Origin of the sequence: Streptomyces sp. RK62 (assembly GCF_018070255.1) — a bacterium.
Classification (GTDB): Bacteria; Actinomycetota; Actinomycetes; order Streptomycetales; family Streptomycetaceae; genus Streptomyces; species Streptomyces nigra.
Genome location: NZ_JAGPYD010000001.1, coordinates 474,245 through 486,571, shown reverse-complemented (window position 1 = coordinate 486,571; position 12,327 = coordinate 474,245). Strand labels below are relative to the sequence as shown.

Sequence of the window (12,327 nt, the reverse complement as noted above, 5' to 3'; positions counted from 1 at the left end):
GAAGTTCTCCCCCGGGACCAATCCTCGGCGCCGACCGCTCCGAATCCCTTGGTTGCGATTCTGCGTGTGGCTTGAGTGTTTCGGCCGTCCGGTGCGTACCAATGGGCGCACGGAGTAACACACCCCACACCCAACGGCACGAGGATTCGGCATGAGGTCCCTGGAGAGGCATCGCGACGTCGCCGCGTACGCGCTCGGCGTGCTCAGCGAGGCGGAGGCGTTCCGCTTCGAGGACCACCTCATGGAGTGCCCGCAGTGCACGGCACACGTGACCGAGTTCGGGCCCGTCACCCGCCAGTTGATGCTGTACCGGCGGTCGACGCCGCGGTTCGTGCACCCCATGGCGCAGCCCGGCCCGCAGATGCTGAACCGGCTGCTCGACGCGGTGGCCGTCCGGCACCGCGCGGCGCGCCGGCGCACCGTGTACGCGCTGGCCGCCTCGGTGGTGATCGCGCTGGTCGGACCGGGCGTCGCGCTCATGGCGAGCGGCGAGGAGCACACCCGTCAGGTCGTCGAGGCCACCGACGCCCGCTCCGGCGTGTGGGCGCAGGTCAGGACGGAGAACGAGGTCTACGGCACCCAGGTCGAGCTCAAGGTGAAGGACGGCGCCGGCCCGCGCGCCTGCCATCTGATCGCCGTCGGCCGTGACGGCGCGGAGGAGACGGTGACCAGCTGGTCGGCCGCCCACCACGACGCCCGCGAGAACACCATGAAGGGCGCCTCGGCGATGCACGCCGACGAGATCGCGCGCTACGAGGTACGGACGGCGGACGGCGAACACCTGGTGACGCTGAAGGCCGGATGACACCGGTTGAACGGTGAAGTTCCGTCAGCCCGGTGCCCCGCGCGTGCAGTTGCCGCACCCCTGTGAGCAGCGGAAACTGTAAGAAGGACGGGGAGCCACCGTTCGCTGTGAACACCGCGAAGGGGCTGATCCGGTGGAACGCACCGTGCGCATCGACCTCAGCGACGACGAAGCCGATCCCGAGCGGGTGGCGGAGCTGACCGGCTATCTGCGCGAGGAACTGCTCCAGCTCGACGTGGACCGGGTGACGGCCGTCCCCGGCGGACCGGCGCCGCCCGGCGCGCGGGCCGTGGACGCCGCCCAGCTCGGGGCCCTGCTCGTCACCCTCGGCACCTCCGTCACCGCCCTGAACCAGGTGGTCACCGTGCTGCGGGACTGGTTCGGCCGGGTCCGGCGCGGCCCCCGCGCGCAGAGCCGTCCGGCGCTGCGGCTGGTCATGGACGACGACGTCCTGGAGATCTCGGAGGCCTCCGACGAGCAGGTCGCCCAGGCCCTCGAGGCCTTCGTACGGCGCCACTCCGCCACCACGGAGGCCCGGCCATGACGGACACCCGGCACGCGCTGATCATCGCCAACGAGCGGTACGACGACCGGGCCCTGAAGCAGCTCAAGGCGCCCGGACACGACGCCGACGCGCTCGCCGAGGTCCTCGGCGACCCCCAGATCGGCGACTTCGACGTGGACGTCGTCAGCAACCAGCCCTCGTACGTCCTGCGCCGGCGCATCGAGCACTTCTTCTCCGACCGGCGCCGCGACGACACCCTGGTGGTGCACTTCTCCTGCCACGGGATCAAGAGCGAGTCCGGCGAGCTGTACTTCGCCGCCAGCGACACCGAGCCGCTGCTGCTGGAGGCGACCGCGGTGCCCGCGCAGTTCGTACGCCGGTGCATGTCCCGCAGCCGGGCGGGCCGGACCGTGCTGTTCCTGGACTGCTGCTACGGCGGGGCGTTCTCCCGGAGCTCGTCCGGCGTACGGTCCACCGGAGACGTGAACGTCCTGGACTCCTTCGCCACGGACAAGCCGGCCGGGGGGCGGGGCTGGGCCGTCATCACGGCGTCCAGCTCCATGGAGTACGCCGTCGAGGGCGGCGACCTCACCGAGGACACCGCACCGCGGCCCTCGGTGTTCACCGGGGCCGTGGTGCAGGGCCTCGACACCGGCGAGGCGGACCTCGACGCGGACGGCGAGATCTCCCTGGACGACCTGTACGACTACGTCTACGACCGGGTGCGGGGGCAGAACCCGCACCAGACGCCGGGCAAGACCGTCGAGATGCAGGGCGAGCTGCACCTCGCGCACAGCCGGCGTCGGCGCCGGGTCGAGATCGCGCCCGAGCCCATACCGGCGTCCTGGCGGACCGCCCTGCACAGCAAGAACCACTTCACCCGGCTGGGCGCGGTCGCCGAGCTGCGCTACCGCCTGCAGAGCGAGACCCTGCCCGTCGCCGAGGGCGCGCGGCAGGCGCTCCTCGACGTCGCCCACAACGACATGCGCCAGGTCGCGGACACCGCGAGCGCCCATCTGCGGGAGATCCGGCTCCAGCCGTCGACCGGCCGCCTCGACTTCGGCCGGCTGCTCCGGGACGCGCCCGTGCCGCACAAGACGGTGACCCTCGGAGGCCTGCCCCTCGCCCGCGCGTTCGTGGCCCAGCCGACGGAACCCTGGCTGCGGCTCACGGAGACCGACGACGGCCTGGACATCACCGTCGACCCGGCGGCCGAGGGCCGGCTGAGCGCGGACATCCTGCTGAAGGGGGTGGCCGACGAGACGGTGGTCCACGTCGAGGCGGAGCTGGCGGCGGCACCGGACGACGCGGAGGCATCCGGTCAGGGGCACGCCCGGGCGACGGCAGCCCCGGCCCCGGCACCCGCCCATTCGGGGGTGACCCCTGATGAGCGGCGCGTCCCGTCCACCGCCCACGCCCCGCACGAGGCCCCCGCGCACCCGGCCGCCGAGACCCGGGTGATCCCGTCCCCCGATGCGCCGCCCTCCCCACCCGCCGGCCCGGAGGCGGCACACGCACGCGCGGCCGACGAGACACGGCTCGCCCCGTCCCCCGACACCCCGCCCCAGACACGGCCCCGACCGGCCGATGACGCCCCGCACACCCGGCCCCCCGGCAGCACTGATCGTCACAACGCCGAGACGCAGGTCGCCCCGGCCGGCATCCGTCCGCGGCCCGAGGAGGCGCCGCGGAGGCCGGAGGGGGCGCCGCGGAGGCCGGAGGGGGCGCCGCGGAGGCCGGAGGGGGCGCCGCGGAGGCCCGAGGGGGCGCCGCGGAGGCAGGAGAGGGCTCGCGCCCCGGCGCCCTCCCGGCGGGCCGTCGTGGTGGGCGGAGGCGCGTTGGTGGCCGCCCTGGCCGGGGTGGGCACCTTTGTCGCGGCCGCGCTCTCGGGGGTGCGGGCCGTACGGGACTTCGCCGACGCCGGTACCGGGGACTCGCGGTCGCTGGGCTCGTTCGTCGAGGGGACCGGCGCCGTGCCGTTGCTCGTCGCCTCGGTCCTCACCGCCGTCGTCGCGCTCGTCCTGAGCTCCGTCGCACGCCATGACCTGCGGGCCCGGCCGGAGCGGTACACGCAGGGCTCCACCGCGCTCACGAAGGCCCTCACCTCCCTGGCGCGCTGGCTGGCCGTCCCGGCCCTGGTCCTGGCCGTCCTCGCCTTCATCGCATGGCTGGCCACACGCAGCCTGACCTGAGGTGGGGGCTACTTCAGGAGGCGGGACAGGCGGCGGTCCGCCAGGGGTTTTCCGCCGGTCTGGCAGGTCGGGCAGTACTGGAGCGAGGAATCGCTGAAGGACACCTCGCGGATGGTGTCGCCGCACACCGGGCAGGGCTCACCCGTGCGGCCGTGGACGCGCAGGCCGGTCTTCTTCTCCGCCTTCAGCCGTCCGGCCGCGATCCCTCGTGAGCGTTCGACCGCCTCGGAGAGCGTGGTGCGCAGCGCCTCGTACAGGCGGGTGACGTCCTCGGGCGTCAGCGAGGCCGCCAGCTTGAACGGTGACATCTTCGCCGCGTGCAGGATCTCGTCGCTGTAGGCGTTGCCGACCCCGGCGATGAGGCTCTGGTCGCGCAGGGCGCCCTTGATCTGGCGGCGCTCGCCCTCCAGCAGGGCGGCGAAGCGTGCCTCGTCGAAGTCGTCCGCGAGCGGGTCGGGGCCGAGCCGGCTGACGCCGGGCACCTCCTGCGGGTCCCGGACGACGTACACCGCGAGCCGCTTCTGGGTGCCGGCCTCGGTCAGGTCGAACCCGGCGCCGGTCTCCAGCGCGACGCGCAGGGCGAGCGGCCCCTTGCCGGGGCGGGGCACACCGCTGGGCAATGGGTCCTTCCAGTGCAGCCAGCCCGCCCGCGCCAGATGGGTGACGAGACGGGGCCCGCCGTCCGTCTCCAGGTCGAGGAACTTGCCGTACCGGTGCACGGCGGTGACGCGGTGGCCCTGCAGCGCGTCGACGGGCGGGTCGTAGGTCTTCAGGACGCTGATCGCGACGGGCAGCACCCGGACGATCTCATGACCGACCAGGTGCTCGGTGAGGAAGTCCTTGAGCGCTTCCACCTCGGGGAGTTCCGGCATACGTCCAGAGTGCCATCCGCCGCCGACAACACGGTCAGTCCCGCTCCGGCACCACGAACTCGCACCAGACGGCCTTGCCGCCGCCCCGCGCCTCCACGCCCCACACGTCGGTCAGCAGGTCGACCAGGAGCAGGCCCCGGCCGGACACCCCGGACTCCCCCGCCTCGCGGCGCCGGGGCAGCGCGCTGGAGGAGTCCTCGACCTCGACGCGCAGCCGGCGTTCGGTGCCGGCGAGGACCCGCAGGGTGACCACGGCGGCGCCCTCGGTGTGCATGAGGGCGTTGGTGATCAGCTCGTCGGCGACCAGTTCGATCTCGTCGGCGCGGTCCCCGGCGCTCCAGGCGCGCACGGCGGCGCGGATCATGTGCCGGGCGCCGGTGAGGGCCTCGGGGTCGCCGGGGGCGACGTGCTGCTGGAGCCGTCCGCCGGCCTGCGGGGTGTCCAGGACGCGGCGGCGCAGCAGGAGCAGGGCCACGTCGTCGTCGCCGCCGCGTTCCTCGGCCACGTCGATGAGCCGGTCGGCGAGTTCCCGTACGTCGAGCGGTCCGGCGCTGATGAGGCCGGTGAGGGCGTGCATGCCGTCGTCGAGGTCGTCGCCCGGCAGTTCGACCAGGCCGTCGGTGCAGAGCAGGAGGGTGTGGTCGGCGTCGAGCTCCAGGGTGCCGACCGGGTACTCCAGGCTGCCGAACTCGGCGGACAGGCCGAGCGGCAGCCCGCCCTCGATGGCCACGCGCCGGCAGGTGCCGTCGGGGCCGCGCAGCATCGGGTCGATATGGCCGGCGCGGACGACCTGGACGACCCCGGTGGACAGGTCGGCCTCGGCGTACAGGCAGGTCGCGAAGCGGTCGGTGTCGAGTTCGTGCAGGAAGACGGAGGCGCGGGCCATGACAGTGGCCGGGGTGTGGCCCTCGGCGGCGTAGGCGCGCAGCACGATGCGGAGCTGGCCCATGACGGCGGCGGCGTGCGTGTCGTGCCCCTGGACATCGCCGATGACGGCGCCGACCCGGCCGCCGGGCAGCGGGATCAGGTCGTACCAGTCGCCGCCGATGTCCCGGCCGAGGCTGCCGGCGGCGCCGGCCGCGCGGTAGCGGACGGCGACCTCGGCGCCGGGCACGCTGGGGATGGTGCGCGGCAGCATGGCCTGCTGGAGGCCGGTGGCGAGGTCCTTCTCCTGTTCGTAGAGCATGGCCCGCTGGAGGCTCTGCGCGATGCTGCTGCCGAGCGCGACGAGGACGTTGCGGTCCTCGGCGGAGAAGCCCGCCCGGTCGCTGTAGAGGAGGCCGATGGCGCCGATCGGGCGGGCCTGCGCGATGAGCGGCATGTACGCGGCGGAGGTGATGTGCAGATCGGTGATGTGCGGCCAGAGGATCGGGTAGCTCTGGGCGAACTCCTCCGGCGACTCGATGAATCGGGGGCTGAGGGTCCGGACGACCTCGCTCATCGGGTACTGCTCGTCGATCCGGGTGACGAGGGTCCCCGGGACGAAGCTGCCCGACGGGCCCTCGGCGACGAGCCGGATGCGGCTGCCGGCCTCGAGGAGCCCCATGACGAGGCTGGTGGCCCCGAGGTGGGTGAGGCCCTGGGTGTCCTTGAGGATGTCGATGACGTCCTGGACGGTGCGCGCGTGCGCGAGGGCGGCGGTGGTGAGCTGGACGACGTTGGTCTGCTGCCGGCGCGCCTCGTCCGCCGCGGCCTGTTCGCGCCGTTCCTCGCTCTCGGCGAGCTCCTCGGTGGCGTCGCGGACGATGCCGATGATGCGGCGCGGCCGGCCGGTCGCGTCGCGCCGGATGTAGCCCTGGGTGTGGGTCCAGCGGAGCCTGCCGGAGCGGGTGCGGATGCGGAAGTAGGCGCCGTAGTTCTCGCTGCCGTCCTTCAGGGCCTGGGAGACCAGGGTGTCGAGGCGGAAGCCCTCGGTGGGCGGGACGCGGGAGGCGAGGCTCTCGGGGTGGCCGTCGTACTCGTCGGGGCGCAGGTCGAAGACCTCGTGGGCCTGGGCGTCCATGTGGAACAGCCCGTTGTCCAGGTCCCAGTCGAAGCTGCCCATGCGGTTGAGCGCCAGGATCGGTTCCGGGTGGGTGGGCCAGTCGTCCGGGAGTGACAGGGCGCTCGCTCCCCGATCAACCATGCGCCCACCTTGCCAGTATTTGCCCGATTCTTCGACCGGGGCGGCGGGAGGGGGCCGCGGGCGGCTGGCGAAGGAGTGACAGGCGGGGCGGCAGGTGTGGCGCGGGCGCCACCATGGCAGGGCGAGAGCATGGCGGGGCACGGGGACCGGGAGAGGAGGGCGCGGCCGTGGACTGGTTCGTGGCACCGGAGTACGAGACGAGTCGGCTGGTGTTCCAGCGCACCCTGGCCGGGGTGTATCTGGTCGCGTTCCTGACGGCGGCGCTGCAGTTCCGGGCGCTGCTGGGCGAGCGCGGTCTGCTGCCCGTGCCCCGGTTCGTGGCGCGGGTGCCGTTCAGGGCGGCGCCGAGCCTGTTCCAACTGCACTACTCGGACCGTTTCTTCGCCGGCTGCGCCTGGGCGGGGTGCGCGGTGTCGGCGGCGCTGCTCGCCGGTGTGGACTCCCTGGTGCCGCTGTGGGCGGCCCTGCTGCTGTGGCTGGTGCCGTGGCTCCTGTATCTGTCGATCGTGAACGTCGGCCAGACCTGGTACTCCTTCGGCTGGGAGTCCCTGCTCCTGGAGGTCGGCTTCGCGGCGGTCTGGCTGGGCAACGACGAGGTGGCGCCGCCGGTCGTGGTGCTGTTCCTGCTGCGCTGGATCCTGTTCCGCGTCGAGTTCGGCGCGGGGCTGATCAAGATGCGCGGCGACGAGTGCTGGCGGAAGCTGACCTGTCTGGACCACCACCATGAGACCCAGCCGATGCCGGGGCCGCTGAGCTGGTTCTTCCACCATCTGCCGAAGCCGCTGCACCGGGTCGAGGTGGCCGCCAACCACGTCACCCAGCTGGTGGTGCCCTTCCTTCTCTTCACCCCGCAGCCGGTCGCGACGGCCGCGGCGGCCCTGATGATCGTCACCCAGCTGTGGCTGGTGCTGTCCGGGAACTTCGCCTGGCTGAACTGGATCACCATCGTGCTGGCCCTGTCGGCGGTCGCGTTCCCCGCCGATCCGCCGGACCGGCCGGGCGCGCCGCTCTGGTACGAGGTCACGGTCCTCGTGGTGGCCGCCCTGCTGGTCGGCCTCAGCTACCACCCGGTGGCCAACATGATCTCCCGCCGCCAGGTCATGAACCGCTCCTTCGACCCGCTGCACCTGGTCAACACCTACGGCGCCTTCGGCAGTGTCAGCCGGGTCCGCCACGAGGTCGTGATCGAGGGCACCCTCGACGAGACTCCGCGCGAGGACTCGGACTGGCGGGAGTACGAGTTCAAGGGCAAGCCCGGTGATCCGCGCCGCTGGCCCCGCCAGTTCGCCCCCTACCATCTGCGGCTGGACTGGCTGATGTGGTTCGCCGCGCTGTCGCCGTCGTACGCGGGGTCGTGGTTCGGGACGCTGATTGAGCGGCTGCTCGAGAACGACCGCGCCACGCTGCGGCTGCTGCGCCGCTCGCCGTTCCCGCCGGACGAGCCGCCGCGCTTCGTGCGGGCCCGGCTCTTCCGCTATCGCTACACGACGTGGCGGGAGCTGCGGGAGACGGGCGCCTGCTGGGAGCGGACGTTCGTGCGCGAGTACCTGCCGCCGACCCGGCTCGCGGGCAGCGCTCACAGGCCGTAGACGCGGACGGCCGTGCGTTCGAAGATCCGGGTGTGGTCGGCCGGGCCGGTGAGGGCGCGCGCCGCGTCGAGCACCTGCCCGTAGGAAGCCGCCAGGGTGCACACGGGCCAGTCCGAGCCGTACATCAGCCGCGCGGGCCCGAAGGCGTCGAGGACCGTGTCGGCGTACGGGCGCAGGTCCTCGACGGCCCAGCGGGCGTGGTCGGCCTCGGTGACCATGCCGGAAAGCTTGCAGACGGTGTTCGGCAGCGCGGCGAGCGCCCGCACCGCCGACTCCCACGGCTCGCGGGCGCCGGAGGCGATCGGGGGTTTGCCCAGGTGGTCGAGGACGAAGGTCAGGCCGGGGTGGCGGGCGGCCGCCTCGACACAGGCCGGGAGCTGATGGGGCAGGACGACCAGGTCGTGGACCAGCCCGGCCTCCTCCAGGGCGGTGAGGCCGCGCCGGACGTCCGGGCGCAGCAGCCACCCCGGATCGGGTTCGCCCTGCACCTGATGCCGTATCCCCTTCAGATACCGGCCGCCGGGCAGCTCCCGCAGCCGGGCCAGTTCCGCGGCGACGTCCGGCCGGGTGAGGTCGGTCCAGCCGACGACCCCGGCGACCAGCTCGTTCCGCTCGGCGAGCGCGAGCAGCTCGGGGGTCTCCTCGGGGACGGTCACGGTCTGGACGACGACGGTACGGCCGACCCCGGCGGCCCGTGCCTCGGGAAGCAGGTCGCCGACGCCGAAGTCCCGGCGCAGCGGCGCCAGTTCGGGGCCAGTGATCCAGTCCTGGTCGCGTACGGACAGGTCCCAGACGTGGTGGTGGGCGTCGACGATCGTCACGGCAGCTCCCACACCACCGGGAGGCCCGCGCCGGTGCCGTGGCGGGAGTAGTCGTGCACCACGTCGAGGAGTTGGGTCATACGGGCCTGCCAGGCCACGTTGACGGGCAGCTCCTCCAGTTCGGCGAGGAGACGGCCGTAGTCCTCGCACTCCAGGACGTGGAAGAGGTCCTGCCCGCTGCGCCAGATCGTCCAGGAGGTCGCGCCGGCCGCCCGGATGGCGTCCGTCAGCTCCTTCGGGACCTCGCGGTGGGCGGCTTCGTAGGCGTCGACGCGATCGGCGCGGACCCGGGTGTGCAGGGCGACTCTCATGGGGATGCCTCCTCGGACAGCAGACCGGACTCCAGCAGTTCCCGCCAGAAATCCCCCGGCACGGGCGTCGCGAACTGCTCGGCGCAGTCCGCCACTTCGGCGGCGGACCGGGCGCCCACGAGCACGCAGGCGACGGCCGGGTGGGCGGCGCAGAAGGCCAGGGCGGCGGCCCGCACGGTGATGCCGTGGCGCCCGGCGAGTTCCTTGATGCGCAGCGCCCGCTCGACCAGGGGCGGCGGTGCCTGGGCGTAGTCGTAGGTCGCGCCGGGCCTCGGGTCGGCCAGGAGGCCGGAGTTGAACGGGCCGCCGACGACGACGGAGGTACGGCACTCGACGGCCAGCGGCAGCAGGTCGTCCAGGGCGCTCTGGTCCAGCAGCGTGTAGCGGCCGGCGCACAGCACCACGTCGACGTCGGTGTCCATGACGAAGCGGGTCAGCATGGCGGTCTGGTTCATCCCGGCGCCGATCGCGCCCACGACGCCTTCGGAGCGCAGCTTCTCCAGCGCCGGATAGCCCTCGCGGAAGGCCTGTTCGCCGTGGTCGTCGGGGTCGTGGAGGTAGACGACGTCGACCCGGTCGAGGCCGAGCCGTTCCAGACTGGACTCCAGGGTGCGCCGTACGCCGTCGGCGCTGAAGTCCCACACGCGGCGCCGGTCGGCGGGGACGGCGAACCCGTCGGCGAGGTCGTCGCCGGTGGCGCCGGGGACGGGCTCCAGCCGGCGGCCGACCTTGGTCGAGATCGTGTACGCGTCGCGCGGGTACTGCCGCAGGGCGGCGCCGAGACGGCGTTCGGACAGGCCGAGTCCGTAGTGGGGGGCGGTGTCGAAGTAGCGGATGCCCGCGTCCCAGGCGGCGGCCACCGCCTCGTGCGCCTCCCCCTCGCCGACCTCGCGGTAGAGGTTGCCGATGGCGGCCCCGCCGAAGCCGAGGGGGCTGACCCGGACGCCGGTGCGGCCGAGCCGGTTCACCGGGCCACCGGCCTGAGGCGCAGTCCCTGCATGCCGCCGTCGACGGCGAGGGCGGTGCCGGTGGTGGCGCCGGACAGCGGGCTCGCCAGATAGGCGATGGCACCGGCCACCTGGGCGGCGGAGACGAGCCGTCCGGTGGGCTGGCGGGCCTCCAGCGCGGCGCGTTCGGCGGCCGGGTCGGGTGCCGCGTCGAGCAGCCGCCCGACCCACGGGGTGCCCACGGTGCCGGGGTTGACGCAGTTCACGCGGACGCCCTCGCGGACGTGGTCGGCGGCCATGGCGAGGGTGAGGGCGTGCACGGCGCCCTTGGACGCGCTGTAGAGGGCGCGCTGCGGAAGCCCGGCGGTGGCCGCGACGGAGCAGGTGTTGACGATCGCCGCGTGCGCGGAGGCCCGTAGATGCGGGAGCGCGGCGCGGGCCACCCGGACCATGCCGAGGACGTTGACGTCCAGGACCCGGTGCCATTCGGTGTCGTCGTTGTCCTCGACGGTGCCCTGGGCTCCGACGCCCGCGTTGTTGACCAGCACGTCGAGTCCGCCGAGCGCGGCCACGGCGTCCGCGACGGCCGCCTGTACGGAGGTGTCGTCGGTGACGTCGGCGCGGTACGCGAGGAGCGGCTTGTCGACGGAGGACGGGTCGAGGTCGAGGACGGCGACGCGGGCGCCGCGTTCGGCGAGGAGGTCGGCCGTGGCCCGGCCGATGCCGGAGGCGCCTCCCGTCACCAGCGCCGTGAGTCCCTCGAAGTCGCTCATGCCGCGTGCCCCTTCCGCTGCGTCTGGAGGTCGGCGGCCCAGAAGGCGCCGCCCGGGTAGGAGTACCGCGCCAGGGACTCGGGCCGCATGGCCGCGGAGAATCCCGGCGCGGCGGGTGCCGCGTAGTGACCTTCCCTGATCACCACCGGGTCGAGGAAGTGGTCGTGCAGATGGTCGACGTACTCGATGACGCGGTCCTCGGTGGTGCCGCTGACCGCGATGTAGTCGAACATCGACAGATGCTGGACGAGTTCGCACAGTCCGACCCCGCCGGCGTGCGGGCAGACGGGGACGCCGAACTTGGCGGCGAGCAGCAGGATGGCGAGGTTCTCGTTGACGCCGCCGACGCGGGCCGCGTCGATCTGGAGGACGTCGATCGCCCCGGCCTGGAGGAGCTGTTTGAAGACGACCCGGTTCTGGACGTGTTCGCCGGTGGCGACCTTCACCGGGGTGACGCCCTCGCGGATCGCGGCGTGGCCGAGGACGTCGTCGGGGCTGGTGGGCTCCTCGATCCAGTACGGGTCGAACTCGGCGAGCGCCCGGGTCCAGCGGATCGCCTCGGCCACGTCCCAGCGCTGGTTGGCGTCGATGGCCATGCGGACGTCCGGTCCGATCACCGAGCGGGCGACCCGGCAGCGCCGTACGTCGTCGTCCAGGTCGGCGCCGACCTTCAGCTTGATCTGCCGGAAGCCGTCGGCGACGGCCGCGGCGGCGAGCCGGCTCAGCTTGTCGTCGTCGTAGCCGAGCCAGCCGGCGGACGTGGTGTACGCGGGGTAGCCGCGCTCCAGGAGCCGGGCCGTGCGCTCGTCCGCGCCCTGCCGTCCCCGGCGCAGGAGGGCCAGGGCCTCCTCGGGGGCGAGGGCGTCGGTGAGGTAGCGGAAGTCGACCTGCCGGACGATCCACTCCGGTTCGGCGTCGGCGAGGAGCCGCCACAAAGGCTTCCCGGCGCGCTTCGCCGCGAGGTCCCAGACGGCGTTGACGACCGCGCCGATCGCCATGTGCATCACGCCCTTCTCGGGGCCGAGCCAGCGTAGTTGGCTGTCGCCGACCAGGGCCCGGCTGAGGCCGCCCGGGTCGGCGCACAGCTCGTCCACGGACCGGCCCACGACATGTCCGCGCAGGGCGTCGATCGCGGCGACCTGCACCTCGTTGCCCCGCCCGATGGTGAAGGTGAACCCGTGCCCCTCGTGTCCGTCGGCGTCGTCGGTGCGCAGGACGACATAGGCGGCCGAGTAGTCGGGGTCCGGGTTCATGGCGTCGGAGCCGTCGAGCTCGCGCGAGGTGGGGAAGCGGATGTCATGGGTGTCGACCGCGGTGACGCGGGCGGGGGTGCCGGGGGCCTGGGACACGGAAGTCCTTTCCGTCGGGAAGGCAGGGGGTCGGCCGC

11 protein-coding genes are annotated in these 12,327 nt (G+C 73.3%); 4 read left to right on the top strand and 7 right to left on the bottom strand.

What is annotated here, in order from left to right; genetic code table 11:
* The first annotated feature begins 151 nt into the window (after positions 1 to 151).
* From KBY32_RS02040 to KBY32_RS02030, 3 genes are all read left to right on the top strand, one after another.
* Positions 152 to 805 carry a zf-HC2 domain-containing protein gene (locus KBY32_RS02040; RefSeq protein WP_055618983.1) on the top strand — a complete coding sequence of 218 codons (654 nt, stop codon included), beginning with the start codon at positions 152 to 154 and terminating at the stop codon, positions 803 to 805.
* 133 nt (positions 806 to 938) lie between these two features.
* Complete coding sequence (locus KBY32_RS02035; protein ID WP_210978591.1) at positions 939 to 1,349, top strand: hypothetical protein; 411 nt, start codon at positions 939 to 941, stop codon at positions 1,347 to 1,349.
* The gene (locus tag KBY32_RS02030) at positions 1,346 to 3,502 is read left to right on the top strand and encodes a caspase family protein (RefSeq protein WP_210978590.1); all 2,157 of its coding nucleotides are present in this window, start codon (positions 1,346 to 1,348) and stop codon (positions 3,500 to 3,502) included. Before KBY32_RS02035 ends, KBY32_RS02030 begins: the two co-directional genes overlap by 4 nt.
* A gap of 8 nt (positions 3,503 to 3,510) precedes the next feature.
* Here KBY32_RS02030 and KBY32_RS02025 read toward each other — a convergent pair whose 3' ends face one another.
* The gene (locus tag KBY32_RS02025) at positions 3,511 to 4,374 is read right to left on the bottom strand and encodes an Fpg/Nei family DNA glycosylase (RefSeq protein WP_210978589.1); all 864 of its coding nucleotides are present in this window, start codon (positions 4,372 to 4,374) and stop codon (positions 3,511 to 3,513) included.
* Between the two features lie 34 nt (positions 4,375 to 4,408).
* On the bottom strand, positions 4,409 to 6,499 hold the full coding sequence (locus tag KBY32_RS02020) for a SpoIIE family protein phosphatase (RefSeq protein ID WP_210978588.1): 2,091 nt from the start codon (positions 6,497 to 6,499) through the stop codon (positions 4,409 to 4,411).
* A 167-nt stretch (positions 6,500 to 6,666) separates the two neighbouring features.
* Here KBY32_RS02020 and KBY32_RS02015 point away from each other — a divergent pair, with 167 nt between their 5' ends.
* Positions 6,667 to 8,088, top strand: a complete 1,422-nt coding sequence (locus KBY32_RS02015) for a lipase maturation factor family protein (RefSeq protein ID WP_210978587.1) — start codon at positions 6,667 to 6,669, stop codon at positions 8,086 to 8,088.
* Here the strand turns inward: KBY32_RS02015 and KBY32_RS02010 are convergent.
* The 5 genes from KBY32_RS02010 to KBY32_RS01990 are packed head-to-tail and all read right to left on the bottom strand — an operon-like array spanning position 8,076 to position 12,289.
* Positions 8,076 to 8,909 (bottom strand): amidohydrolase, encoded by an 834-nt coding sequence (locus tag KBY32_RS02010; RefSeq protein ID WP_210978586.1) that lies wholly within the window; start codon positions 8,907 to 8,909, stop codon positions 8,076 to 8,078. The two genes, KBY32_RS02015 and KBY32_RS02010, sit on opposite strands and share 13 nt — an antisense overlap.
* Positions 8,906 to 9,220 carry an L-rhamnose mutarotase gene (locus tag KBY32_RS02005; protein WP_210978585.1) on the bottom strand — a complete coding sequence of 105 codons (315 nt, stop codon included), beginning with the start codon at positions 9,218 to 9,220 and terminating at the stop codon, positions 8,906 to 8,908. The genes KBY32_RS02010 and KBY32_RS02005 overlap by 4 nt, the downstream gene beginning before the upstream one ends.
* A complete protein-coding gene (locus KBY32_RS02000) occupies positions 9,217 to 10,188 on the bottom strand; it encodes an aldo/keto reductase (RefSeq protein WP_210978584.1) in 972 nt (323 codons plus the stop codon). The genes KBY32_RS02005 and KBY32_RS02000 overlap by 4 nt, the downstream gene beginning before the upstream one ends.
* Positions 10,185 to 10,940 (bottom strand): SDR family NAD(P)-dependent oxidoreductase, encoded by a 756-nt coding sequence (locus KBY32_RS01995; protein WP_210978583.1) that lies wholly within the window; start codon positions 10,938 to 10,940, stop codon positions 10,185 to 10,187. The genes KBY32_RS02000 and KBY32_RS01995 overlap by 4 nt, the downstream gene beginning before the upstream one ends.
* A complete protein-coding gene (locus tag KBY32_RS01990) occupies positions 10,937 to 12,289 on the bottom strand; it encodes an L-fuconate dehydratase (protein ID WP_210978582.1) in 1,353 nt (450 codons plus the stop codon). The genes KBY32_RS01995 and KBY32_RS01990 overlap by 4 nt, the downstream gene beginning before the upstream one ends.
* Positions 12,290 to 12,327: the final 38 nt, after the last annotated feature.

Excerpts from the sequence above, each read along its gene's own strand:
- KBY32_RS02040 (WP_055618983.1), top strand. The coding sequence starts at position 152 with ATGAGGTCCCTGGAGAGGCATCGCGACGTCGCCGCGTACGCGCTCGGC.
- KBY32_RS02030 (WP_210978590.1), top strand. The coding sequence starts at position 1,346 with ATGACGGACACCCGGCACGCGCTGATCATCGCCAACGAGCGGTACGAC.
- KBY32_RS02025 (WP_210978589.1), bottom strand. The coding sequence starts at position 4,374 with ATGCCGGAACTCCCCGAGGTGGAAGCGCTCAAGGACTTCCTCACCGAG.
- KBY32_RS02020 (WP_210978588.1), bottom strand. The coding sequence starts at position 6,499 with ATGGTTGATCGGGGAGCGAGCGCCCTGTCACTCCCGGACGACTGGCCC.
- KBY32_RS02005 (WP_210978585.1), bottom strand. The coding sequence starts at position 9,220 with ATGAGAGTCGCCCTGCACACCCGGGTCCGCGCCGATCGCGTCGACGCC.
- KBY32_RS01995 (WP_210978583.1), bottom strand. The coding sequence starts at position 10,940 with ATGAGCGACTTCGAGGGACTCACGGCGCTGGTGACGGGAGGCGCCTCC.